The sequence below is a fragment of the Amycolatopsis sp. NBC_01480 genome (assembly GCF_036227205.1).
Taxonomy (GTDB): Bacteria; Actinomycetota; Actinomycetes; order Mycobacteriales; family Pseudonocardiaceae; genus Amycolatopsis.
Map to the genome: position 1 here is coordinate 8,099,458 of NZ_CP109442.1, position 24,900 is coordinate 8,124,357.

A 24,900-nucleotide genomic window follows, 5' to 3' on the forward strand; every position below is an offset into this window, starting at 1 on the left:
GGAGCCGCCGTGCCGTTGCGCTCGGAGCCGTTGCGGAAGCTGGGCTTCCTGACCATCGGGCTGTTCGACGAGGCCGACCCGCGGCGCGGGCACGAGTCGACGCTGGAGATCATCGAGCTGGGGGAGCGGCTCGGGTTCGACAGCGCGTGGCTGCGGCACCGGCACCTCCAGTTCGGCATCTCCTCGCCGGTCGCGGTGCTGGCCGCGGCCAGTCAGCGGACCAGCCGGATCGAGCTGGGCACCGCGGTGATCCCGCTGGGCTGGGAGAACCCGCTGCGGCTGGCCGAAGACCTCGCCACGGTCGACATCCTGTCCGGCGGACGGCTCAACCCGGGCCTGAGCGTCGGCCCGCCGCGGCACTTCGACCAGCTCAAGGACGCGCTGTACCCGGACACCGCCGACGCGGAGGACTTCGGCTACGGGCGCGTCGTGCGGCTGCTGGACCACGTGCGCGGCAAGCCGGCCACCGGCTTCAGCGGGGTCGAGGGCATCGAGGTGTACTCCGACCACGTCCAGCCGCATTCGCCCGGGCTCGGCAGCCGGATGTGGTACGGCGGTGCCAGCGTGCGCTCGGCGCACTGGGCCGGCGAGCATGGGATGAACTTCCTGACCAGCAGTGTTGTCCGCGCGGAAGAACCCGGGGACACCGTCGACTTCGCGGAAATCCAGCTTTCCCTGGTGCGCGCCTTCCGCGCTTCTCATCCCGACGGCGAGAACGCGCGGGTTTCGCAGGGACTCGTGGTGATTCCGACCGACAGCGCGACTCTCGCGCAGCGCGCCAAATACGAGGCTTACGCGGAGCAGCGCACTCCGCGCACCCGCGCGCCGCAGGGACCGGCGCGGATGCTGTTCGCGCCCGACCTGGTCGGCACGTCCGCGGAGATCGCCGAACGGCTGTACGCGCACGTGGCGTTCCGGGAGATCAACGAGGTCGCCTTCGCGCTGCCGTTCACCTTCGACCACGAGGACTACGTGCAGATCCTCACCGACATCGCCACGAAACTCGGCCCGGCCCTCGGCTGGCGCGCGGCCGGCTGAGCCCGGCCCGAGGAGTCTGTCCGCGCGTGAACCAAAAGCCGACTATGTCGGTTTTTCCCCGGTTTTCCGTTTTCGCTGAATGAAACTCACCTGTAACAGCGTGGCGGTTCCGATTTCCGGGCCGGTGCTCCATGATGACGCGTTGTGATTGCGCCAATAACTCGTTCAGGTGCTTGCCCGATGGCAGGGTAAGCGGGTATTCGCGCAAATCAATCGGACAAAATTCTCGAGTTCGGGATCGAGGCGTTTAATGGTTAAACCGGTTCAGACGGCCAGTTCGGACGCGTCTTCACCGCGGATGCGCAGATCAGTGGGCTTCTACGGCCTGATGTTCGTTTCACTCGGCTCGATCATCGGCTCGGGCTGGCTGCTCGGCGCGTTGAAGGCCGCCAAGGTGGCGGGCCCGGCGTCGCTGGTTTCGTGGGTGCTGACGGCGGTCATCATGGCCACCCTCGCCCTGGTGCACGCCGAGCTCGGCGCCGCCTACCCGGTCGCGGGGGGCACGGCGCGCTACCCCGCGCTGGCCTACGGCGTGCTCGGCGGGTTCTTCGGCGGCTGGGTGGCCTGGCTGCAGGCGGTCGCGCTGGCGCCCGTCGAGGTCGAGGCGAGCCTGGAGTACCTGGACAACATCGGCTGGGTCAAGGATCACCTGAACCTGCTGAGCCCGGCCGGCACGCTCACCGGGAGCGGCTTCGCCTGGGCGACGCTGCTGATGGCGATCTTCACCCTGATCAACCTGGTCGGCGTGAAACTGCTGTCCGAGAGCAACGGCGCGACGGTGGTCTGGAAGGTCGCGGTGCCGCTGCTGACCGTGGTGGTGCTGCTGTCGCTGCGGTTCCACCCGGGCAACTTCACCGCGGGCGGCGGCTTCGCCCCGTACGGCGCGCACGGCATCTTCGCCGCGCTGCCGGTCGGCGTGGTGTTCGCGTTGCAGGGCTTCGAACAGGCGGTCCAAGTCGGTGGTGAGGCGAAGGACCCGCAGAAGGACCTTTCGCGCGCCATCATCGTCGCGATGGTCATCGGCACGATCGTCTACCTGCTGCTGGAAGTCGCGTTCATCGGCGCGCTCGACCCGGCGTCGCTGGTGAAGGGCTGGGCCGACCCGATCACGCAGGGCTCGTTCGGTCCTTACGCGACACTCGCGACGCTGGCCGGCGCGGGCTGGCTGTCCTATGTGCTCTACGCGGACGCGTTCGTCTCGCCCGCGGGCACCGGCATGCTGTACCTCGGCACGTCCGCGCGTATCTCCTACGCGATGGGCCGCGAGCGGGCCCTGCCGAAGGGCCTGGCCAAACTGAACGTGCGCGGGGTGCCGGTCTGGTCGATCGTGCTGTCGTTCGTGGTCGGCGAGATCGCCTTCCTGCCGTTCCCGAGCTGGCAGTCGCTGGTCAGCGTGATCACTTCGGCGACGGCGCTGATGTACGCGTTCGCGCCGGTCTCGATGATCGCGCTGCGCAAGCGCGACCCGGACCGCGCCCGCCCGTACCGCGCGCCGATGCCGAACGTGCTGGCCCCGGCCGGGTTCTGCGCGGCGGACCTGATCATCTACTGGGGCGGCTTCGACGTCACCTGGAAGATCATGATCGCCATCGTGATCGGCTTCGTGCTGTTCCTCATCGCCCGGGCGAGCACCCCGAAGCTCAGCCGCCCGCCGGTGGAGTGGAAGGCGGCCATGTGGGTGGTCCCGTGGCTGATCGGCCTCGTGGTGATCGGCTGGCTCGGCCGCTACGGCGAGTCCGGCAACATCAACGCGCTGCCGGAGTGGATCGACCTGCTCGTGGTGATCGTGTTCAGCCTGGGCATCTTCTACTGGGCCGTCAGCCTCGCCATGGACAGCGAGAAGGTGAAGGCCGCCGTGGAGAGCGAGGCGCTCGAGCTGGCGCTGTCGCAGGGCACGGCCGAGGAGGGTGGCGTCACCTCCAGCTGAGCCGGAATTCCCGTCCGGAGGGGGCCTGGCAGGTCCCCTCTGGGCGGGGAACGGTGCGTGTCCCGTCGTTAACCTCGGCTGTGCAGGAGCAAGGCACACCAGGAGGAACGCACCATGAAGGCCATCTCCATCACCGCGTACGGCGAGCCCGGGGTCCTCGAGCAGCAGGAGCTGCCGGAGCCGGCCCCGGGCCCCGGCGCGGTGAGCATCACCGTGTCGCACTCGGCCGTCGGGCTGGTCGACGCGATCATCCGCCGCGGCGAGCTGGCCGAGTACGACTACTCGCCGAAGCCGCCGCTGGTTCCTGGGCTCGAGGTGGCGGGCACCGTCCGCGCCGTCGGCCCGGGCGTGGACCGTTTCGCCGTCGGCGACGAGGTGGCGACGCTGACCCTGCCGGGCATGGGCGGGTACGCCGAGGTCACCGTCGCCCCGGCCGATCTGGTGGTGCCGCTGGCGGGCACCGGGGTGAGCCGCGAACAGGCCGTGGCCGGGTTCGCGAACACCGTGACCGCCTACCTTTCCCTTACCGAGGCGGTGCGGCCGCCGTCCGGGGGCAAGGTGCTGGTACACGGAGCGCTCGGCGGGCTGTCGTCGGTGTACCCCGAGGTCGCGCGGCTGCTCGGCGCGACCGAGGTGGTCGGCACCGTGCGGCGGGCCGAACAGGTCGACGCGGCGCTCGCGCTGGGCTTCGACCAGGTCGTGCTCGCCGGCGACATCGCCGAAGCGTTGGGCGACAAGCGTTTCGCGGTGATCGTCGACCCGGTGGGCGGCGATCTGCGGCTGGCCTCCCTCCGCCTGCTCGCCCCGATGGGCCGGCTGCTCGCGGTCGGCAACGCCGGCGGCCAGCCGGGTGCTGCGGTCGACTCGAACGTGGTGTGGGGCGGAAACATCGGCGTCGTCGGGTTCAACGTCGGTGGTTACCTGGCCGCCGACACCACGCCGGCCGTGGCCGCGGCGCAGGCGGTGCTGCCGCTGTACACCGAGGGGAAGATCAAGCTGCCGGTGACGACGCTGCCGTTCGCCGAGGCGCGGGAGGCCCACCGGCGGATGGACGCCCGCGAGGTCACCGGGCGGCTGGTGCTCACCGCGCCCTGAACCGGGTCCGGCGAGCAGCGCGGCCCAGGGACTCGTGAGTGTTCAGGCCGGTTCTGACCGTCCTGAACACTCACGAGCTGTTACTTGCCCAACGCCGGGTCGTGCGGCACTAGAGTCGGGGCATGGAGCGGGAAGAGGAGCTGGGCGAGTTCCTGCGCTCGCGCCGCGCCCGGGTGACCCCGGCCGAGGCCGGGCTGGGACCGGGCGACGGCGTCCGCCGCGTGCCCGGCCTGCGGCGCGAGGAGGTCGCGCGGCTGGCCGGGGTGAACGTGGACTACTACGTGCGCATGGAGCGCGGCCGCCGCGGCAACCCGTCGGACTCGGTGCTCGACGCGGTGGCGCGGGCGCTGCGCTTGAACGCCACGGAGCGGGCGCACCTGTTCGCGCTCGCGCGGCCCGGCAGTGCCCGCCCGGCCCGGCGCTCCGTGCCGCCGCAACGGGTGCGGCCTTCGGTGCACCGGATTCTCGCGGCCCACGAGCCGTTCCCGGCGATGGTGCTCGGCCGCCGGATGGACGTGCTCGCCGCGAACCGGGCGGCCCGCGCGCTGTACACGGACTGGGAGGCGCTGCCCGGCCCGGCGCGGAACATGCTGCGGTTCCTGTTCACCGACCCGGCCGCGCGGGAGGTCATGGTGGACTGGGCGACCGGCGCGGCGCAGGCCGTCGCGCACCTGCGCCTCTACGCGGGCCGCCATCCCGGCGACCCGCTGCTGGCCGAGCTGGTCGCGGACCTTTCGGCGGCCGACGGGGACTTCCGCGCCTGGTGGGGCGGACACGACGTGCACCAGCACACCTTCGGCGCCAAGGCGTTCCGGCATCCGGCGGCCGGGGAGTTCACCCTGGCGTACGAGCTGCTCGGCGTGCTGGACGACGCGGACCAGTTCCTCACGCTGTACACCGCCGAACCGGGCACGGACGGGGAGGCCGCGGTGCTGCGGCTCGGTTCGGCGTCCTTTGTAGACGGTTGAGATCAGCCGGCGGACAGCGGTGACCAACACGGCGGTGACCAACGCGGTCACGGGCCGGGCACGAGGGGTGCCGCAGGGCATGGCTGACTCCAGGTGAGTCGGCCCCTGGGCGGGTGGCGGCGCCACGCAGAGGGTGGGCGAAGCGTTTCGAATATCGCCCTCCGGCCCGGATCCTGTCAAGGCTTGACAGGCTGCGGCGGTGGTATGAACCTTTTCAGCGAACGTCCCCGCCCGGTCCCGGCTGCTCGTCGCCCGGCGGCGGTCAGGGGACGAGCCGGACGACGCCGTCCCCTGACCGGCGGCGGGTCCGCCCCTCTTTCCCGGCCAGGGAGGAACCATGCCCGCACCTGCTCTGCCGCGGCGCCGTCGCGGTCCCGGTAAACGCTTGGCGACACTGGCGGCCGCCCTCGCGGTCGCCGCGCTCGGCTTCGCCGTCCCCACGGCCCACGCCGCGGATGCCCTGATCTCCCAAGGCCGGCCCGCCACGGCGTCGTCGGTCGAGAACTCCGGCACCCCCGCTTCCGCTGCGGTGGACGGGAACACCGGCACCCGCTGGTCCTCGCAGTTCAGCGATCCACAGTGGATTCGGGTGGATCTGGGCGGGCCGGCGACGATCAGCCAGGTGACGCTGCGCTGGGAGGCCGCGTACGCCACCGCGTTCCAGATCCAGGTGTCCGGCAACGGATCCGACTGGTCCACTGTGTACCAGACGACCACCGGCACCGGCGGCACCCAGACGCTGAACGTGACCGGCACCGGTCGTTACGTGCGGCTCTACACCACCGCGCGGGCCACTCCGTACGGCGTCTCGCTGTACGAGTTCCAGGTGTTCGGCACCGGGGGCGGCACCGGCCCGGCCAACCCCAGCGGGGGCGCGCCGCCCGACTCGTTCTGGGGTGACACCGGCAGCATCCCGGCGGCGCAGAACGTGCTGATGGTCAAGGTGCTCAACCAGACCAACGGCAAGTACCCGGACAGCCAGGTGTTCTGGAGCTTCGGCGGCCAGACCCACTCGATCGCCGAGCAGCCGTACATCGACATGCCCGCCAACTCGGCCGGCCGGATGTACTTCTACCTCGGCGCCCCGAACAGCCAGTACGCCGACTTCATCGAGTTCACCGTCGGCGCGGCCGTGTTCAACGGCAACACCACCCGGGTGGACGCGTTCGGCCTGAAGCTGGCCATGCGGCTGCACGCGCACGACGGCTTCGACACCCAGGTGGGTGACGACTACCAGACCTTCCAGGAGGACCGCTCGGCCACCTTCGCCAAGTTCCAGGCCGAGGTGCCGACCGAGTTCAAGGGGCTGGCCACGGTCAACGCGCCGTACCGGATCCCGGCGCCGGGCAGCGCGCCGGACTTCCGCCAGGGCGGCCAGTACGCGAACTACTTCACCGCGTACGCCCAGTCGGTCGGGGTGAACGAGCCCACGTCGAACGTCACCGGTTGCGCCGGCTCGCTGGCCCAGAACGCCGCCCTGTGCGCGGCGCTGAACCGGCACACCGCGCAGCTGCCGCAGTCGCAGCAGCAGGACCCGGCGAACTTCTACCAGGCCGCCCCGGCGAACTACTACGCGAAGTTCTGGCACGACCACGGCATCAACAACCTCGCGTACGGCTTCCCGTACGACGACGTGGCGGGCCAGTCCTCGTTCGTCTCGCATGCTGACCCGCAGTGGCTGGAGGTGGCTGTCGGCTGGTGACGGCTCGTGAGTGTTGGTGACGGTTAGAACCGTCACCAACACTCACGAGATCTTGACGAGCGGGTCCTCCGGCCCGTAGCCGGTGAGGCGGAGGGTGCGGGCACCGGTGGCCGCCAGGCCCGCGGCGTCGGCCAGCAGCCGATCGAGATCGTCCACGCCCACGTGGAGGAACCGGCCGGCGAGCGGGTCCAGCTCGCCGGCGGCCAGCCGCACCAGCGCGGCGGTGATCCGCTCCACCGGCGTCCAGTCGGTGCGCCCGTCGCACACCGACATGCCGAGGGTCATGTCGGTGCGGACCATGCCGGGGCTGAGGTCGAACACCAGTATTCCGTGGTGGCGCAAGGGTTCCGCGACCATGCCGGACAAACCCAGCAACGCCAGCTTCGACGCGCTGTACGCGGAGTAGCGCGGGTCGTGCCGCACGGCCAGGACGGAGTTGATGGTGACCACCCGGCCGCCGCCCCGGTCGATCATGCCGGGCAGCACGGCGCGGCACAGGTTGACGGTGCCCCGCACGTTCGTCTCGTAGGTGTCCCACCACTGGCCGGGTTCGGCCTCCCAGAGCGGGACCTCGTGCCGGTCGACCGCGCCCGCGTTGTTCACCAGCAGGTCGACCGGACCGGCGGCCTCGACCGCGGCGCGCACCTGTCCGGGATCGGTGACGTCGGCTTGCAGCTCCACAACGGGCACCCCGAATCGGGCGCACGCCTGGGCGGTCCGCGCCAGGGGCTCCGCCCGCCGGCCCAGCAGCGCGACCGAAAGGCCCGCCTCGGCGAGCGCGCGGGCGATGGCACTGCCGATGCCGCCGCCCGCCCCGGTGATCAGCGCGCGCCCGCCGGTCACGGCGCGCCGACCGGCTGGACTATCCCCGCGTCGGAGGCCTCGCGCAGGATCGCCTCCCGGTCGCGCCAGTGCGCCCAGAACGCCCCGGTGTACCCGAGCACGGTCAGGCTGGTGAGGAACGGGTTGTCCGCGTAGTTGTTGTCGTGCTCGCTCGAGCCCGACACGGTCGGCAGCATGACGCGGTAGTGGTCGGCCGGGTCGATCAGGCTCCACAGCAGGTCGACCGAGCGGTACCAGCGGCCGGTCGGATCGGTGACGGTGCCCGGGTCCTCGGTGAGCTCCGGCGAGAAGTAGCACACCAGGCGGAACTCGCCGCGCTCGTCGAACATGAACTGCCGCTCGTACTCCACCGGTCCGTCGCACAGGGACAGTGGCTTCAGCACGATCGGGCCGGTCGCCGTGTTCGACTGCAGCCCGGGCAGCGTGCGCACCCCGCCGCACTGCTCGGCCATGGAGATGCCCATCGGCGTGTACGGGAACAGCCGCAGCCCCAAGGAGAACGCGGCGACCGTCGCGTCCAGGGCCATGAACGCGTCGACGCACTCGCGGATGGTCTGCTCGGTCTCCCCGGGCATGCCCAGCAGGGACTCGACCATGGTCAGCATCCCGTTGGCGTGGCACAGCCGGACCAGGTTCTCGGTGTCGGCGAAGGTGTAGTAGCTGGTGCCCTTCTCCGTGGTCTTCCAGCCCTGCAGCAGATCCGGGCGGACGTGGTCGGTGCCGACGTTGACCCCGCCGCAGCCGGCCTCGGCCAGCAGGCCGGCCAGCTCGGCGTCGAAGGGCGCCGGCTGGCAGTACACCCACAGCCGCAGCTGGTGCAGCGGGCTGAACCGGCTCGAGTGCTTGCGGCGGACGATTTCGCGCAGCACGTTCTTGCTGTGCGCCACCGAGAGGTTGAACTCGCTGTCGGTGGTGTGCTGGTCGAAGATGCCGTGCGCGGCCAGCGACTGCATCTCGTCGACGACGGCGGCCGCGTCGCGCCGGGCGAACCGCACGCCCTTGGCGTCGGGCTCGACGCAGTGCGCGCAGCGGTAGGTGCAGCCGTTCTTGGTGAGGATGCCCGCCATGCCGCCGCGGCGGTAGTACTCGAGATTGTCCACCCGGAACGGCGTCCCGGTCCGGCGGATGTAGGTGCCGGCCTGGTCCACCTGCCACACCCGGTCCTCGTTGTACCCGGTGCCCGGCAGCGGCTGGGCCTGCGGCCGGGCGGTGAGCACGAGCGGCGGCACGCGGGTGACGCCGCCGGGCGTGGCACGGACCAGCCCGGGGACGGTGCTCGCGGAGCGCCCGGTGACCAGCGCGTCGGCCAGGTCGACGAGGATCTCCTCACCGGGGCCCTTGACGCCGAAGTCGATGCCGAAGTAGTCGACGAGCGCGAACGGCATGGTGGAGAAGCCGATGCCGCCGCCGACGATCGGCGCCGCCGTCAGCCGCTGGATCTCGGTGATGATCTCCTTGTGCTCGCCGACGAACGGCCGCTGCTCGAACGCGTAGACCGTGTCGGTGTTGCGGATGGTGACCCCGACGAGCAGCGGGGCCCGGCTCGTGAAGTAGGCGCGGAGGTAGGACTCCCAGTCGTCCCGGTGGAACGTCAGGTCGAGCACCTCGACCGAGAAGTCGGCCCGCTCGAGCGCGGTGGTGAGCACGTCGAGCGCGTAGGGCGCGATCGGGGGGTGCACCTTGTTCGGGTTGACCAGGGTGATCAGGCCTCTGCTCATCGGGACTCCTCGCCGTGGTCGGTCGCGGCGCCGACGGTCACCGCCGCGAGTGCTTGTTCCGGGGCCCGTCCCGACCGCCCGAACAACAGGAAGTACCGGCCGAGTTCATGCAGCTGCCCGATTCCGGTCAATCCCCGGTCCCAGCAGGCAGTCTCGAGGTCGGCGCACCGCCAGCGCTCGGCGAAGAACTGCTCGACCAGGTCCGTCCGGACGTGTTCGACCTGGAACTCCGGGTGCCGCTGCCGGCGCGCGTCGTTCATCGCCCCCGCGGTGGCGGCGCACTTCCTGGCCAGCCGCAGCAGTGGCTCCGCGGTGGAGACCAGGTCCGGCAGGGTGTGGGTGGTCCGCACGCCTGGTTCGGTGCGGAACGAGCGCACGAGCGCGGTGAGAACCAGCTCGCGGCCGGGTTCCGTGGCCAATTCCTCGTCGGTCAGCCACTCGCGCATACCGGGGCTGGGCTCGTCCTCGCCGCCGACCAGGCCGGCCGTCCGTGCCGCGGCGAGCGCGCCTTCGGCATCGCCGCCGATGCGGGCGAGGGCGGTGTACCGGTTGAGCTCGGGGTAGGCCGGCAGGAACAGCTGCAGGAAGCCGAGCGCGAGGTGATCGCTGGTCCGGTGGTCACCGGCCGGCACGGGGGTGTGCTCCCACCGCCAGTCGGCGAGGTACACCGTGTCCAAAGTAGAGGGACGCTCGTCCGGCTCCGCTGACGGCACGGGGTTGCCCAGTACCCAGCGCAGGGCCAGCTCGGCGTCCAGCAGTTTGACGTCGGCTTCCTGCGGGTGGTCGGCGAGGTACGCACGGACCCGGGCGGCGGCGTCGGCGAGGGGAGTGTGCTCGGTGATCCGCCACAGCGCCCGCCAGCTGCGCCGGGCGAACGGCAGCGCGGCCACCTCCGCGAGCAACGCGTCCCGCTCGGCGGCGGTGATCGCGGTGCCGGTGGCGCGCTCCAGGCCGTAGCGCAGGGCGACCAGCGCGTCGGAGAGCTGGCGGTAGCCGTCCTCCTCGGTCAGGTGCGAAACCGCGACCTCGTCGTCGGCGGTCACGGTGCCCTCGGCGTACCAGCGGAACACCTGGCCGAGGCCGATCATGCCGAACCGGTGCAGCTCGGCCGCGCGCAGCGCGCCCATGCTGCTCGTCCCGGCGACCCGGACCCCGGAGTGGATCAGGTGCAGGATCTCCTTGTGCCGCACGGCGGGCGCCTGGAGGAAGAACCCGTCCACGAGCAGCACCGTGTCCCCGCCGGAGACCGGCAGCCGCAGCAGGTCGCCGTGCTGCACCGGCGGGTGCACCTCGGCGCCGGGCAGCAGGCCGGTGATCCGCTCGGGGGTGACGGTCGGCCCGGCGAAGACGTGCACGGTCATGGCGGTCAACTCCTGTTCGGCTGGACCGGGCGGGGACATTCGTCGCCCGCGCCGAACCGCAGTCCGGGCGCGACGACCCGGACCACGGCCAGCGGTTCGTCCACAGTGGTCAGCGGCACGGCCAGCACCGGCTGGCCGGTCCGGGCGCCGGCGAGCCGGGCGCACCGGACCAGCTCCTCGTCCATCGAGTCGCATTCGACCCGGTCGACGCGCTCGAGCGCGCGGGTCCAGCTGCCGGTCCGGTCCGCGGGAGTCTCGGGCTGCTTGGCGTCCCAGCGGTGCGAGCGGTACAGCGAGCCGTGCACGTCGTCGCGGGTGCCGTTGATGACGGTGAGCCGGCTCTGGGCCGCCTCGGTGATGGACCGGGACAGCGCGACGGCCGGGTCGGTGTGGCAGCCGGAACCGGAGTAGATCGACGGGTCCTCCGGGGACCAGAGATAGGCGACGTAACAAGGGAAGTGCGGGTCGCGGGTGTTGTCGACCAGCTCCAGCCAGGCGCCGGCGTCGGCGATGCGCGCGATCAGCTCGGCGCACCCGGGATCGTCGACGGTCTCCGGTGCGATGTAGTCGCGGACCCCGGTGGGACGGTCGATCAGGTCGGCGGTGGCGTCCCGCTCGACGAGCTCGAACAAGGCGTGGAGCGTGGCCTCTTCGACGCAGTTGCCACTGGCCAGGCCGTTGCTCGACACCCGCAGCAGCGGCGGTGACCAGGCCGGCGACGCGAGGGAGGAGATCCCGACGCAGGGCCGCGGCACCAGCGTGGTCCGCGGCTCCCCGACGAACCCGGCCGGCAGCCATTCCAACGGGGTCCGGTCGGTCACCAAACTGCGGGCGGCACGCTGGAGGCCGGTGAAGTCGTACGGCAGCGCGAGTTCGGCCGCGCTCGCCGTGACCGGTTCGCCCGCGGCCGGCAGGTTCTCCGCGTACCAGAGTTCGATCGCCTCCATGCACGCGGAGACCTTCGCCGCCGTGTCGGTCGCGCCCTTGCCCTGGCTCACGCTCAGCGTGCTGGCCAGCGGGCGGACCGCGACCCACGTGGGGATGCCGAGCACGTCGAGGCCGGTGACGTCGGCGACCCGGCTGATCCCGCAGCGGTCGAACAGCCCGGTCGCCAGCGCCCAGGTCTCCTCCGGGGCGCGGGTGCGGTGGGTGCCGGCGAAGTACCGCTTCACCGCCTCCTGCTGCGCGGTGACCATCAGACCGTCGCCTCGTCGGCGGCCGCGTCCGGCGCCGGGAAGTCGGGCACGCCCGCGGATTCGGTGAGCACGGGCCGGCCGTCGGCCTCGAAGGTGAAGCGCTGCGAGCGGAACATGTCGTCGGAGCGCCAATGCCGCACCAGGTTCGCGCGCACCGCGAAGATCGCCATCCCGGAGGCGCGCGACGCGACCAGGTCGTAGGTGTTGACGACCCCGCCGGCGTACTTCGTGTCGAACAGCGCGCCGATCTCCGCCAGCTCGTCCGGGGCGGTGACCTCGGCCGCGTCGCCGTCCAGGACGACCACCTCCTGCGCGTCGCCCAGATGCACGGTCGCTTTCGGCTGGTGGCGCAGGTTCGCCACCTTCACGCTGAAGCCGACGGTGGAGAACACCACGGCGCCGCGCCACCACACGGCCCAGACCGGGACGGCGTGCGGGCGGCCGTCCGGGCGCACGGTGCAGACCCAGTAGTCGGCGGCTTCGGCCAGCTTGGCCCGGACGGGGGCCCAGGCGGTTTCGGCGGTCACGGTGTCCTCCTCGGGTGGAACGGTCGTGCGGTCTCGAGCACGTATTCGGCGACGTGCTCGCCGGCCTCGGCGGCCGGCGGCTCGGGCAGCGGATCTGGCAGGGGCTCGGTGAACGTCAGCGTCTCGCCGGGCGCGGTGCCCCGGTGTGGCCGGCCGAGCGGCTGGGACAGGTCGACGTACGCCGGCTTGCGCACCGCGCCGCCGGTCCGGGCCCGGGCCGCCTGCACGTGGTGGTCGGAAGCCAGGCCGCGCAGCACATCCCACGGTTCCGGCAGGGTCGTGCCGCGGACGAACGTGCGCCGCGGGACCCCGGTGCGCTCGGCCCACCGCCGCCAGCTCAGCACGTCGTCGTCGGCGGGGAGCTCGGCGTCGGGGACCTTCCAGGTCTGCCGGCACAGCACGAGTTCGCCCAGGGTCAGCCGCGGATAGTGGCGGATTCCGGTCCGGGCGGCCGCGGCATCGACGATGTCCCAGAGCGCGAGGGTGCTGCCTTGGGACGGGCCGAGCCGGCTCAGCCAGCGGAACAGGGTGGGCGCGATGCTCGGCAGGGTCGCGTTGTGCGGCACCGGAAGCACCGTCCGGCCGGGGAAGTCGGTACTGCTCGCGAGCAGCCGGCCGGCAGCTACGTGCAGCGTGATCGTGGACAGGTCGACGCGCGTCGCGGGCTCGCACTCCAGCGCGCTGCCCGGATAGGCCAGTGCGGCGGGCAGCAGCGGCGGGTGCTCGTTCGCGGTCGCCCCGAACCGGGCGGCGATGTCCACCGGCACGACGTCCGGTGGCACGGCGGCCGCGATCTCCTCGCGAAGCCGGGCCAGTTCGGTCTCGTCGAGAGTGCCGGCGATCCGGGCCGCGAACCGGCCGAAGCCGACGCTGATCCCGTTGAGCACCAGCAGTTCGCCGGCCCACTGCACGGGCCAGGCCACGTTGGTCCACTCGGCCACCGCGCCGGGCAGCGCAGCGGCGAGTTCGGCCAGCCAGTCGCCGTCGCAGGCGACGGTGCCCGTGCCGTCCGTGCCGGCGGCGAGCTTCGCCAGTCCTGCGGTCAGTTCGGACCGCAGGCCGAGCACCTCGGCCAGCACCGGTTCGGTGGACTCGGCGACCATCCGGTCCGCGGACTGCCGGCCGCTTTCGGCGAACCAGCGGAACGCCGTCAGCAGCGGCACCGAAGCTTCGCCGAACCGGTCCCGGAAACAGACGGCGGCGGCGAGCTGGAAGGGCAGTTCGGCGCCGAGCAGCGGGGCGATCGCCTGGACCCGCGCGAGGTCGGCCAGCATCCGGCGGGTCGGGCGCGGGCCTTCGGAGGCCGCGACGCCGACCAGGTCCTCGGTGAGCAGCAGGCGGTCCGTGCCGTCGTCCTTCAGGCCGCACGCCGCGGCGAGCCGCCGGACTCCGGTTCCGGCCGCGTCCGCCCGGTCGCGCGCGTGCGCCGCGGTTACGGGCCCGGCCGGATGGGCCTCGATCTCTTGCAGCGCAAGCAAAGCGTCGCGGATTTCGCGGGCGGCTCCGGTCTCGGTGCCGACGACTTCGGCGGCGGTCGCGAGCGTCCGGCGGCCCCAGCCGGGCAGGCGGGGCCCGGCCTCGACCAGCCCGCAGTCGATCAGCTGCCGCAGGACCGGCGGGACGGCGCCGTCCGGGGCGAGGTCGGCGAGCGGAGTGGGGGTGCGGAGCCGGACCAGCATCGCGGCCAGCCCGTCCGGGCAGCCGGCGCTGCGCACGCCGCCGCCGGCCAGCCAGCTCACGCGGCCGTCGGCGGGGGTCGCGCTGGGGTTCGTCGTCAGCAGCACCCGGCCGGCGGGCAGGGCGGCCGGGCCGGAGGCGCGGACCCAGCGGCGGACCCAGTCCACGGTGCGCCGGTCGACCCGGACGTGCCCGCGGGGCGGCCGGTCCGTGGCGCCGGGCAGCAGCACGGTGGAATCGGTGAGGCGGGCGAACGGGCTCGGTTTCGTCGCGGCGCGCTGCACCAGCCGGAGCAGGGTGAGGGTCCGCCGCCGGGCCCGCGCCGACGCCGTGCCCAGCCCGTCGCGCGCCGCGAGCACCAGGCCGGGCACGGACATTTCTACCGAGGCGGCGACGTCGGGGTCGGCGAGTGCCGCGCGCAGGGCCGCGGGCGTCGCCGCGGCCAGCTCTGCGGAGCGCCGGTCGAGCGCTTCTGCGCACCGGTCGCGCTCGGCGACGGCGAGGCGATAGGCCGCGACGCCGTCGACCGCAGGGGTGCCAGAGAGCGGGCGGGCGTTGAAGGCGTCGCGCTTGGCGCGTAACAGCAGCCGACGCTCGTCCGCGCTCACGGTGGGCACCAGCTCGGCGATCCGGTCCGCGAGCGCATTGCCCAGCAACCGGCAGCGGCCGGCCGCCTCGTCGAACTCCCGGGCGGCCAGCCAGAGTTCGTCACTGCCCAGGCCGGGCAGCACGGCCGAGGCGGCGACGCGGCAGCGCCGCCGGATCAGCACCGGGCTGAGCCGGAGGGCGCCGGGTTCGGTCAGCTGCGCCACGTCACCCCCAGTGGAAGGGAACTGAGTCCGCGGTGCAGGAAGTGCGGCGTCCACTGTGGATCGCCGGCCAGCGCGACGGCGGACCAGCGTCGCGCGGCGGTGGTGAGCAGCACGGTGCCTTCGAGCCGGGCCACGTGCGCGCCGAGGCAGACGTGCCGGCCCTCACCGAAGCTGACCCCGGCGAGCGGGCCGGGGGAGCGGCCGGTGGCCAGCAGCTCGTGGTTGGCGGCGCCGAGCATGACCCGGACCCGGTCGCCCTCGGCGATCAGCTCGCCCTCGACCCGCACGTCGGCCAGCGCGACCCGGGCGGTGAAGGTCAGCGGCGACTCGCCGAGCAGCACCTGGTCGACCTCGTGCCCGGGGGTGCTGCTGCCGTCGGCGAGCCGGGCGAGCAGGCCGTCCTGCGTGGCCAGCTTCAGCAGCAGGGCGCTGAGCATGTTGCGTGAGGTGTCGTGACCGGCGAGGTACAGGCTGAACACCGTGGCCACGGTTTCGATCCGGCTCAGCACGCCCTCGCCGGCCGTGGTCGCCAGCACCGAGCCGGCCGGCAGCCGGTCCGGCTCGGCCAGCCAGCCGTCGACGAGGCCGGTGAGTTCGTCGAGCGCGGCGACCGAACTGCGCACGGCGTCCTGCTCGGCGGCACCGGTGGCGAGCCCGCCGCCGGTGCTGATCACCCGGCACAGCGCCGAGACCTGGGCCCGCGCCTCGGCCGGCACCCCGACCAGGTCGCCGACCACCGAGACCGGCAGCCGGGAGCTGATCGCGGCGACGCCGTCGAACTCGGCCGCCGCACCCAGATCGTCGAGCAGGCTGTGCAGCTCCGCCACGATGCGGGTCTCCCGCTCCCGGATCGAGCGCGGGGTGAACGCCGGGCCCAGCGCGCGGCGCAACCGGTCGTGGTGGGTGCCCTCGGCTTCCAGCAGCAGGCTGCGCACGAACTCGCCGTGCTCGCCGCCCTCGCCCCAGTTGCTGTCGGCATCCGGGCCGGGCATGCGGAACCTCTTGTCCCGCAACACGGTCCGGGCCGCGGCGTAGCCTACCACCAGCCAGGTCCGGCCCGGCTCGCTCCACTGCACCGGCCCGCGCCGGTGCAGTTGCTCGTACAGCGCGGCCGGGCGCCGCAGCAGGGTTGCCGTGACGCGCTCGCGTGCGGCGGCGTCCGTGCTCACAGCAGCACCTTGCCGCGCTCGCTGTACGCGGCCGCTTCGCCGGCGGTGATCGTGACGCGGTGGGGCACCACGGGCTGCGGCAGCGCACCACACGTCGCGCGGACCCGGTCTTCCGTGGTCTCACCGACCACCTTGACCACGATCCGGTCGGCCGGGCCGTCGCGGTCGACCGAAACGGCGGCGTCGAGCACCCCGGGCAGCGCGCGCACCGCGGCGGCGACCGAGTTCGGGTAGACGCTGACACCGTCCACTTTGATCAGATCGTCACTGCGGCCGTCGAGGAAGTAGCCGGTGCCCGCGGCGTCGAGGTGGGCGAGGTCGCCGGTGCTGACGGCGCCGTCGGAGTCGCGCAGGAGCCGGCCGTCGCTCGCCGCGAGCCGGGTGTCCGGGCCCTTGGTCCAGAGCGTGCCCACCCCGTCGCCGCCGATGTCGGTGAGCCACACGGGTTTGCCCGGCAGCGGGCTGCCGACGTGGCCGTCCTCGCGCACCTCGCGGCCGACGGTGAGCAGGCCGGTCTCGGTCGAGCCGAGCATGGACAGGAACGAGCAGCCGGTGAACCCGGCGCTGATCCGCTCGGCCCGGCCCGCGGTCAGCCCCCCGCCCGCTGGCACGACGGACAAGCCGCGGTAGTCACCGCCGCCCGCCGCCCGGCCGCCGAGCGCGGCCAGCACCGGGGCGGCGAGGCAGATGCCCGCCCGGCCGTCGAGCGCCCCGGCCGCCAGGTCCCAGCGGTGGGGAGCGAACAGCACGAGGTCGCGGGCGAGCAGGACGGCGGGGATGACGGTCATGTAGAACGCGGCGGCGAAGTCCAGCGCCGAGCACGCGGCGAAGACCTCGGCACCGGCGTATTCCGGCATTCCGTCGGTGTAGAGGCGCACGGCCTCGGGAAGCGCCGCGGGAGCGCCGAACAGCAGCCGGGGCTCACCGGTCGTGCCGGAGGTCGCCGTGGCGTAACTCGGGCCCTGCACCGGATCCGGTGGCACGCAGGACGCCGCCGCGGGCCAGAGCGTCTCGTCGAGCGCCGGCCCCGCGCCCCACCGGCCCGGGTCGCCGAGGACCCAGCGGGGTGCGGGATCGGCGAGGCCGACGGCGAGCAGGCCGATCACCGAACGCACCGAGCCGTCCGAGGGGACGACCCAGCCGTGCGGGGCCGGCGGCAGGTCCGCGGCCAGGACGCGCGCCTGCGCCAGCAGTTCGGGCCAGCCGTAGCGGCCGTGTTCGGTGAGCAGCCCGGCCCGGGTGGTCGCCAGTGCCTCGGCGGCGCCACTCAGCCATGGTTGAGGTTCGCCCATGTCACCCACTCCCGGATGGTGTGCGGAGAATCGGTCGGCTCGGGCGGCGGGCACCCGAACTCGGTCAGCACCGTCGCGGCCACGACCCGCTCGACCGAGCTGAGCGGCCGGTCGAGGTCGTGTTCGGCGAGCGCGTCGGTGAGCGCTGCTTCGAGCCCGGCGAGCGGGACGGCCCAGCTCACCGGTAGCTTGCGCGGCATGTCGAAACGCAGGTGCCGGACTCGTTCGACGTCGGTGCCGGTGACCGCGCAGCCGGGCACGATCCGGTGCAGCGCGGCGAAAAGCTCCTGCGCCTGGTGCCGGGCCAGCCGCGCGCCCAGGCACCGGTAGGCGCCCCAGCCGAAGGACAGCACGGCGCGGCCGGCGACCGTGTCGCCCGCGTCTCCGAGCCGGTTCGCCTCGGCCACGCGCACCGAGATCACCTGGCCGGCCTCGAACCGGAAGCCGTCCAGCTCGACCGGCTCCCGGACCATGCGCTCCAGGGTCTTCAACGGTGGCTCGGCCCGCAGCGCCTCGTCGATCAGCTCGTCGCGCTGCGCGGGGTCGGCGAGCGCGCCGGGGGTGGTGAGCAGCCGGGCCGCCGTGTTGCCGAGCATGCCGGCCACGGTCTCCAACGAGGCCTGGACGAGCATCACCGCGTTGGCTTCGAAGTCCACTTCGGACAGTCCGCCGATCTCGCCGCCGCGCCACGCGCCGAGCACGGACCCGGCCGGGGCGTCCGCCTTGGCCGCCTGGATGGCGTCGCGAATGGACACCAGCGCCTCGTGGCCTTCCCGCACCGCCTGGGCGGGGTCGGGCAGCCGGGACGCGTACGCGACCAGCGCGAGCCGCTGGCTGGTCTTGTGCAACCGGCTGAACTCGGCCGGCGGCAGGCCCACCAAGTGCGCGCCGACGTCGATGGCGTATCGGAACGCGACTTCGGTCATGAACTCGCACCCGCCGTTTCCGGCCAGCCTGGTGATGATCCGCTCGGCCAGCCCGCGCATCGCCGGCACCTGCGCGGCGACCGCGTCCGCGGTGAAGAACCGGCCGAACGCCTTGCGCAGCTCGGCATGGCGCTGCGGCGCGGCCTGCAGCATGATCCGCTCGGCGAACCCGGTCAGCTCGGCGGCCAGCGGGCGCACCTCGGCCGGCAGGCGGCCGGACAGCGCGGCCATCACCGGCCCGGACTCGACCACGCCGAGCCGGTCGTCGCCGAGCAGCCGGACCGCGACCGATCGGTCCGTGACCGTCCAGCCGAGGCCGCCGGGCAGCGCGGTCACCCCCGGGGGTGGGGCCTGCTCAAGGGAACGGGTGGGGCTCATGCCGGACCTCCCTGATCGATGCCGGTGCCGGGCCGATCCCGTTGCGCAGCCGGAACTCCCGGAGCGCGGCGGCACCGGGCAGCCGGCGGTGCAGGTGCCCGAAGGTCATCGGCGCGGTGCCCGGCACCACCGCCTTGACGCAGCGCAGGCCGAGCCGGTACAGCTCCGTGGTGGTGTGGTCGACCACGAGCACCTCGCGTTGCCCGGCCGCGAGCATGGCCGTGAGATCGGCCGCGATGTCGCCTTGCGGGACCAGCGTTCCGGGGGCTTCGCCGACAGGCACCGGCTTGGTCTCCTGCGCGAGCAGGAAGGCGAACCGGTCGCGGGCCTGGGGGAGGGCCGCGACCAGCGCGTGGTCGGTCATGTGCCGGACCAGCTCGGGCCGTTCGAACGCGCGGATCAGCTCGGCACGGTCCCGCGCGCGGTAATTGACCGAGATCGCCGGCGCCGCGGCGGCCATCTCCTGCGCCGCGCCCAGCAGCGCGCCGGAGACGGTGAGCGCGCAGCCTGCCGTGCTCAGCGTCGCCGGCTCGGCCGGATCGTCCGAAGTGGACACCAGGACGACCACCGGCACGCCGAACTCGCCCAGCGCGCGGAACGCCCGGACCGCCCGGCCGGTGTGGTGGCGCAACAGGCGGATCGCCGCGGCCGTCCGCTCGTCGGGCAGGCCGGTGAGGTCGAGTTCGGGCAACGGCGCGCCGGAGTACCACGCGCACAGGAACGCGTCCCGCTCGGCGACCTCCAGCAGCCCGGCTAGCAGCGCCTCCTCGACGCCCGCGCCGAGCGCGCAGCCGTTGGAGTTCTCGTAGACGAACGCCGGTCCGGTGTCGGTCCGCTGGGTCGCGCCGTAGTAGGCGATGTGGAACGGCAGCAGCGTTTCCCGGCCGGTGCGCACCGAGTACGCGCGGGCCCAGCCGGTCGGGGTCTCAGGGGTGAACGGGGTGTATTCGAATCCCTCGGTGCGGTACGCCGATTCCTCGTGCAGGCCGAGGTCACGGGGGTCGACTGCGTTGTCGAGGTCCGCGAACGCGGCCGTGCAGACCGGGTCGCGGCCGCCGTTGTGCCAGCCGGCATACCGTTCGAGCCCCTCCAGCACCGCGCTGGTACGGGCGGTCGCGTAGTCGTCGGCGCGGCCGATGGCGATTTCCGCGAATCCCCAAGCGGTCGGCACGTCCGCCTGCACCGAGGGCAGCGCGGCGTTGCCGGCCAGCGCGGGGGCGGTGGCCAGGCCGGACCACGGGTCGAGGTACTCCTCCTCCAGCCGCTCCCCGAACGCCGTCGCATCGAAGCGGCGCGTCCGGCCGATGCCCAGCGCCGGGATCGGGCGGTCGAGTTCTGGACGGGGCGGCGGAATGGGGCTGCTCGTCGCGACGCAGTGCGCCGATCGGCAGAGCGTGTGCGGAACGACCGGGTGCCAGTCGCCACCGGCCCCGCTGCTGTCGACCACGTACGCCGCGCCGCTGCTGCGAGGGCGTTCGCCCGCGGCCAGCCGGTCGATTTCGGCGGCCAGTACGGAGGCCAGCAGGCGCGGGCCGGCCGACGGCCACCAGTTCGCGTCCGGCCGGCCGGACAGCCTGTGCAGTTCGGCGCCGGCCGCGGCACCCGCCGGCCGGTCGATCGCGTGCACCCGCAACGCGAGGCAGCGCGGGCAGCCGGCGACCCCGGGTTCGACGAGCGGGCCCAGCGTGAGCCGGCCGCGCACGCCGCGCACCGGCAGGAACGGCGCGCCGGCGACCGCCAGGTCCGGGAGTTCGGCGTCCCAGCGCAGGTCGACGAGGACGCCGAGCCGATCGGCGGGCAGCCCGGCCGCTTCACCGGTCACCACCGCCCGCGGGCCGGCGGTACGGCTCAGCAGCCGGAGCACCCCGGCGTCCGGCGCGGTCACCACCGCCGTCACAGCGCGACTCCGGCCAGGTGCCCGGAAACCAGTGCCGGCAGGGTGATCGGACGCGGCGACAGCCCGAGCGCCGAGCAGATCCGGTCCGGATCGGCCGCAGCGCGCCCGGCCGCGGGAACCGGCGCGGTCTCCTCGCCGCCCAGTTGCGCGGCACCGAGAGCCGAGAGCAGTGCCCGTTCCTCCGCGTGCTCGGCGTCCAGTCCGGCGAGCGGCGGGCGCCCGCCGACGGTCGCGCGCCACAGCCCGGACGAATGCGACTCGACCGTCACCGCCGGCACCTCCCCGGCAAGACTGGCCAGCCGGGCCCGAGTACGGCGTTCCGGAGCGGGCTCGGCCGGCGCCCAGCCTTCGGTCAGGCGGGTTTCGGCGTGGCGCACCAGCGCCCGGCCCAGCGCTTCGGCCGGGTCGAGGCCGACCTCGACCAGCTTGCCGGGCGCGATGCCCTGGCCGGACACGGTTTCGCGCACCGCCAGCAGCACCGCCTCGTTTCGGGCCGCGGCCATGGTCTCGGCGACGATCAGCGGACCGTCACCCGGCGCCGCGGGCTCGGCCCGGCCGAGCGGGTTGGCCTGCAGCCGGACGGCGGCCAGCGGCAGCTGCCGGTACTGCTTGGGGGAGCAGCTCACCAGGGGACCGAAGCAGCGGGCGCCGAACACCACGTCCGGGAACTTTCCTTGGCGCGCTTCGGATTCCGGGTCGTCGCGGTGGACGTCGGCAGCCGGGCAGCCCGGGTCCGGGTCGATCGCGGTCCGCCAGATGCTCAGCCGGGTCAGGTCGACCACCACGCCCTCGGCCAGCCGGTCGGCCTGGCCGGTGGCGACGTGCTGGAAGAGCTCCTGGCCGAGGACCGCCCCGGCCACCGAGACCTGGGTGTGCCCGAGCCCTTCGGACGGCGGCAGCGCCACCGCGGCGTGCACCAGCCGGCGCCAGGCGCACCGCACGCAGGCGGTGCCCGAGCCGGGCCGCTGTCCCTTGAGCAGCATGGCCTGGCCGCGGACCAGGCCGAGCCACGCGCCGGTCCCCGCAGTGGCCGCGCGATCAGCCAGCGCGAAGCCCAGGTCCTCCTCACCGGCCGCGAAAACGCCGATCACCAAGCGATCCTCGGCGTCGGAGGTCGTGGTGAACCGCACCGGGGTGCCGCGCGCCGCGTACTCCTCGGCCAGCTCGGCCAGTTCCTCGTCGGGCTCGCAGCCGAGCAGCGCGATGTCGGCGAACCCGGTCTCGGCCAGCGTGGCGGCGAGCAGGTTGGCGCGGCGCGCGGTCCCGGCGACGGCCACGGGAGTGCGCCGGACCCGCGCCAGTGCGGCCTGCGCGTCCGGGGTGAAGTGCCGCAGGAATTCCATCTGCTGCGGGAAAGCCCCGGCCAGCACCGGATCCTCGGAGTCCGGCTCCCGCCGCAGCACCTGGCGCGACTCCAGCGCGCCGATCAGCTTGCGCACGTAGCCGACCTGCTCCGGGCGCAGCGACGCGTAGAGCTGGTCCGGCTCCACGCCCTGGTCCAGCAGCGGGGCGAGCTGCTGCACCCAGGCGGCCGCGTTGGCGCCGCGCAGGGTGAAGGAGCCCGCGGTGGTGCGGATCCACACGCCGTCGCGGACCGGCATGTAGTAGGTGTCGGCGCGAAGCCGCAGCAGTGTCTCGGTCATGCCCTGTCCCCTGTCACACCGGCGGCCGGGTTCAACCCGCTTTCCAGGTAGAGCGCCCGGCGGTAGCGCCCGATCCCGATCACCAGCAGGGCGGTGAGCCCGCGCTCGGCCAGGCCGAGCGGCCCGTCGAGGTCCTTGCTGACGAACCCGAGCACCGGGTGCGCCGAACAGCCGTCGCGGCTCACGGCGACCGCCAGCCGTTGCGCGAGCACGCCCGCGAGCAGGTGCTGGCCCCGGTAGCCGACCGGCCCGTTCGGCCCGTGCTGCGGATCGGCCGTGCCGACCAGCACCGCGATCAGGGGTGCCTGGCCGAAGTTCATGTACGAGCCGAACAGGCTTTCCTGCACCAGCCCGCCGAACGCGCCGGTGGCCAGCTCGGCCAGCCGGCCGCCGGGCAGCGGGAAGTAGGCGCCCGGCGCGAGGCCGGTCACCGACCCGGCCAGCAGCAGGCAGCGCGGGTGGGCGAGGCCGTCGCCCGCGCCCGGCACGTCGCAGTCCAGCGGAGCGGCCACCTGCGCAATCCACCGGGCGACTTCGCGTGCGGCCACGGGTTCGCTGCGGAACTGCTCACCGAGCGCGGTGCGCGTGAGCGCGTCGCCGACGGTCGCCGGCTCGTCGGTGACCTCCGGCAGTACTGTGTCGCCGATCGCGAGGTCGTCAACGGGGATCGGCGGCAGGTCCAGCGGCGCGCCCGGCCGGGCGGCGAGCAGGCAGGCGGCGTGCATGCGGCGCGCGCCCGCGGCCGGATCGACCCGGCCGCGGCCGCGCCAGGTCCGCGTTCCGACACGGGCCACGGTCTGGTCGACGGCCTGGCCGGCACCCGGGCCGATGTCCAGCACGACCGGCGCCGCCTCGTCGCCGCCGTCAAGCCCGAGCTGCGCCAGCAACGCCGGTTCGTCGACGCCGAACGAGACCCGGCAGCGGAGCCCCCACTGCCGGGCGGCCACGGCGAACTGCCCGACGACCGCGCCGGTGTCCATCGCGGCCAGCCGGTAGGAGAAATCGCCGTACTTGAAGTGGTTCTTCCACAGCGGCACGGTCAGCGCCAGGCGCAGGCCGCCGTCGGCGCGCCCGACCCCCGGGGGCGGCGTGCCCTCGGCGAGCCGGACCAGCGCGTGCCGGGTCGCGTCGTAGTGGTAGACGCCGCGCGGCACTTCGGCGTCGCCGGTGGAGACGCCCAGGTAGCACTCGGCCGGGAAAGTCACGCCGCCGGACGGGACCGTGCGCCGCAGCTGGTAGTGCGGGTCGCGGTGCACCGGCGTCGGTTCCTCGGGACTGCTCTTCGCGATGCCCTCCGGATACCAGCGCACCCCGGTCAGCCCGTACCCCGCGTGCAGCAGGGCGCCGAGCCAGGCCGCCGTCCCGCGGCCGATGACCCGCGCGGCGGCGGCCCCGTCGCCCCGGACCAGCTTGCGGGGCAACGGGGGCAGGTCGATCCGGGGCAGCTCGTCGTACCAGCGGAACGGGCTCGGCACGTTCTGCCAGTCGATCTGCCAGTTCGCCGGGTAGATCTCCGCGAAGGTGCCCCGCAGCCGGCGGACGAAGGCGTCAACGCCCGCGGCGTCCAGCGGCGCGGAGCCGGACGCCGTACCGGACGTCGCCGCGGCGGCGAAGGGCGTGGTCGTCATCCGGCGACCTCGGCCTCGGGCCGCACGGAACGGATCAGCTCGGCCGCGTCGAGGTCGTACTCCTCCTCGAAGGACCGGGCCACCAGGTAGAACAGCGAGTACCGGTCGGCCAGCTGGAAGCCGAGCCGGAACAGGTGCCAGTTCACGTACGCCTGGGCCAGCCGCGAGGCCAGGAAGCGCCGGTCCTCGCGGATCATGCCCTGGTAGTACTGGTTGTCGGCGATGGCCCGGTGGATGCCGGCCACGGGCGGCTCGGGCAGGTCGGCGAGCCAGGGCACCTTCGGCCGCCGGTACAGCCCGTCCGGTGACGCGGTGAGCTTGGCCAGCTCGTTGGTTTTCGGGGTGGCGTAAAGGAAAAACCGGCCTTCGTCGAAGCCCTGCTGGATGGCGGGCAGGTAACCGCGCAGCGTGCTCACCCACCGGGCGGCCAGCGGCGGCAGGTCGGCCAGCTCGCCGTCCGGGTCGTGCATGCCGTCGACCAGGGAACGCAACCGCGGCCGCAGCTTGTCCCGGTTCGCCTCGTAGCGCTTCGCGTGCCGGGCCCGGGTGGCCTCCGGGTCGCGGATCAGCAGCAGGTAGCCCTCGAAGGTGGCCAGGTAGGACAGGTACCCGGCCTTGAAGCCGTGCTTGCCGACGCTGGGCGGCAGCCGGCTGGCCAGCAGCGCGCCGCTGCACACCAGGAGGTCGAAGGTCATGGCCATGCGCAGCGCGCGGTCCCCGCGGGTCAGCCGGAGCGCCTCGAGCGCGAGCGGGGTGGTCTCGGCCCAGAACGACTCCGCCAGGCCGACCCCGGCCGGGCCGCCGAGCCAGTCGTGCTCCCGGTTGTAGGGCCGGTGGTCGAACAGGTCCTCCCGGGCCGCCGCGCCGACGCTCTCGCTGATCCGGGCGGCCAGCCGCCGGGACACCGACGGGCTGTCGGAGTCGATGCGCAGCCGCAGGTACGGGCGGCCCTCGAAGCTTTCCCTGAGGTAGAACCAGCTCCGGGTCTCGCCGACCTCGACCGAGTGGTCCAGGGTCGGGGCCGCGACGTCGAGCAGGATGTCCTCCTGCACCGACCACGGCACGTTCACGGTCAGGTCTCCACGGTTGTCGGTGGGCATGCT

18 protein-coding genes are annotated in these 24,900 nt (G+C 73.4%); 5 read left to right on the top strand and 13 right to left on the bottom strand.

What is annotated here, in order from left to right:
* Window positions 1–9 precede the first annotated feature (9 nt).
* The 5 genes from OG371_RS38135 to OG371_RS38155 all read left to right on the top strand — a co-directional run bounded on the left by OG371_RS38135 (window position 10) and on the right by OG371_RS38155 (window position 6,730).
* On the top strand, window positions 10–1,038 hold the full coding sequence (locus OG371_RS38135; RefSeq protein WP_329060985.1) for an LLM class flavin-dependent oxidoreductase: 1,029 nt from the start codon (window positions 10–12) through the stop codon (window positions 1,036–1,038).
* A gap of 298 nt (window positions 1,039–1,336) precedes the next feature.
* Entirely contained in the window at window positions 1,337–2,965 is a 1,629-nt protein-coding gene (locus tag OG371_RS38140; protein WP_329060987.1) for an APC family permease, read from the top strand.
* A gap of 114 nt (window positions 2,966–3,079) precedes the next feature.
* Complete coding sequence (locus tag OG371_RS38145) at window positions 3,080–4,060, top strand: quinone oxidoreductase family protein (protein ID WP_329060989.1); 981 nt, start codon at window positions 3,080–3,082, stop codon at window positions 4,058–4,060.
* Between the two features lie 122 nt (window positions 4,061–4,182).
* Entirely contained in the window at window positions 4,183–5,028 is an 846-nt protein-coding gene (locus OG371_RS38150) for a helix-turn-helix domain-containing protein (protein ID WP_329060991.1), read from the top strand.
* A gap of 337 nt (window positions 5,029–5,365) precedes the next feature.
* Window positions 5,366–6,730, top strand: coding sequence for a beta-1,3-glucanase family protein (locus tag OG371_RS38155; protein ID WP_329060993.1), 1,365 nt, complete (start codon window positions 5,366–5,368; stop codon window positions 6,728–6,730).
* A 42-nt stretch (window positions 6,731–6,772) separates the two neighbouring features.
* Here OG371_RS38155 and OG371_RS38160 read toward each other — a convergent pair whose 3' ends face one another.
* From OG371_RS38160 to OG371_RS38220, 13 genes are read right to left on the bottom strand one after another with little or no spacing between them, the layout of a single operon-like run.
* Window positions 6,773–7,573 carry an SDR family NAD(P)-dependent oxidoreductase gene (locus OG371_RS38160; protein ID WP_329060995.1) on the bottom strand — a complete coding sequence of 267 codons (801 nt, stop codon included), beginning with the start codon at window positions 7,571–7,573 and terminating at the stop codon, window positions 6,773–6,775.
* Window positions 7,570–9,291, bottom strand: coding sequence for a tryptophan 2-C-methyltransferase (gene tsrT / locus OG371_RS38165; RefSeq protein WP_329060997.1), 1,722 nt, complete (start codon window positions 9,289–9,291; stop codon window positions 7,570–7,572). Before tsrT ends, OG371_RS38160 begins: the two co-directional genes overlap by 4 nt.
* Window positions 9,288–10,652 carry a TfuA-like protein gene (locus OG371_RS38170; RefSeq protein ID WP_329060999.1) on the bottom strand — a complete coding sequence of 455 codons (1,365 nt, stop codon included), beginning with the start codon at window positions 10,650–10,652 and terminating at the stop codon, window positions 9,288–9,290. Before OG371_RS38170 ends, tsrT begins: the two co-directional genes overlap by 4 nt.
* A 5-nt stretch (window positions 10,653–10,657) precedes the next feature.
* Entirely contained in the window at window positions 10,658–11,848 is a 1,191-nt protein-coding gene (locus tag OG371_RS38175) for a YcaO-like family protein (protein WP_329061001.1), read from the bottom strand.
* Window positions 11,848–12,375, bottom strand: a complete 528-nt coding sequence (locus OG371_RS38180) for a pyridoxamine 5'-phosphate oxidase family protein (protein ID WP_329061003.1) — start codon at window positions 12,373–12,375, stop codon at window positions 11,848–11,850. Before OG371_RS38180 ends, OG371_RS38175 begins: the two co-directional genes overlap by 1 nt.
* Window positions 12,372–14,864, bottom strand: coding sequence for a lantibiotic dehydratase (locus OG371_RS38185; RefSeq protein ID WP_329061006.1), 2,493 nt, complete (start codon window positions 14,862–14,864; stop codon window positions 12,372–12,374). The genes OG371_RS38180 and OG371_RS38185 overlap by 4 nt, the downstream gene beginning before the upstream one ends.
* Window positions 14,852–16,033 carry a hypothetical protein gene (locus tag OG371_RS38190; RefSeq protein ID WP_329061008.1) on the bottom strand — a complete coding sequence of 394 codons (1,182 nt, stop codon included), beginning with the start codon at window positions 16,031–16,033 and terminating at the stop codon, window positions 14,852–14,854. Before OG371_RS38190 ends, OG371_RS38185 begins: the two co-directional genes overlap by 13 nt.
* Complete coding sequence (locus OG371_RS38195; RefSeq protein ID WP_329061010.1) at window positions 16,030–17,325, bottom strand: class I adenylate-forming enzyme family protein; 1,296 nt, start codon at window positions 17,323–17,325, stop codon at window positions 16,030–16,032. Before OG371_RS38195 ends, OG371_RS38190 begins: the two co-directional genes overlap by 4 nt.
* Complete coding sequence (locus OG371_RS38200) at window positions 17,301–18,629, bottom strand: cytochrome P450 (RefSeq protein WP_329061012.1); 1,329 nt, start codon at window positions 18,627–18,629, stop codon at window positions 17,301–17,303. The genes OG371_RS38195 and OG371_RS38200 overlap by 25 nt, the downstream gene beginning before the upstream one ends.
* Window positions 18,607–20,526: a TOMM precursor leader peptide-binding protein gene (locus OG371_RS38205; protein ID WP_329061014.1), complete on the bottom strand. Its 1,920-nt coding sequence runs from the start codon at window positions 20,524–20,526 to the stop codon at window positions 18,607–18,609. Before OG371_RS38205 ends, OG371_RS38200 begins: the two co-directional genes overlap by 23 nt.
* Window positions 20,523–22,169, bottom strand: a complete 1,647-nt coding sequence (locus OG371_RS38210; protein ID WP_329061016.1) for a hypothetical protein — start codon at window positions 22,167–22,169, stop codon at window positions 20,523–20,525. Before OG371_RS38210 ends, OG371_RS38205 begins: the two co-directional genes overlap by 4 nt.
* Window positions 22,166–23,797 carry a hypothetical protein gene (locus OG371_RS38215; protein WP_329061018.1) on the bottom strand — a complete coding sequence of 544 codons (1,632 nt, stop codon included), beginning with the start codon at window positions 23,795–23,797 and terminating at the stop codon, window positions 22,166–22,168. The genes OG371_RS38210 and OG371_RS38215 overlap by 4 nt, the downstream gene beginning before the upstream one ends.
* The gene (locus OG371_RS38220) at window positions 23,794–24,897 is read right to left on the bottom strand and encodes a lantibiotic dehydratase C-terminal domain-containing protein (protein ID WP_329061020.1); all 1,104 of its coding nucleotides are present in this window, start codon (window positions 24,895–24,897) and stop codon (window positions 23,794–23,796) included. The genes OG371_RS38215 and OG371_RS38220 overlap by 4 nt, the downstream gene beginning before the upstream one ends.
* Window positions 24,898–24,900: the final 3 nt, after the last annotated feature.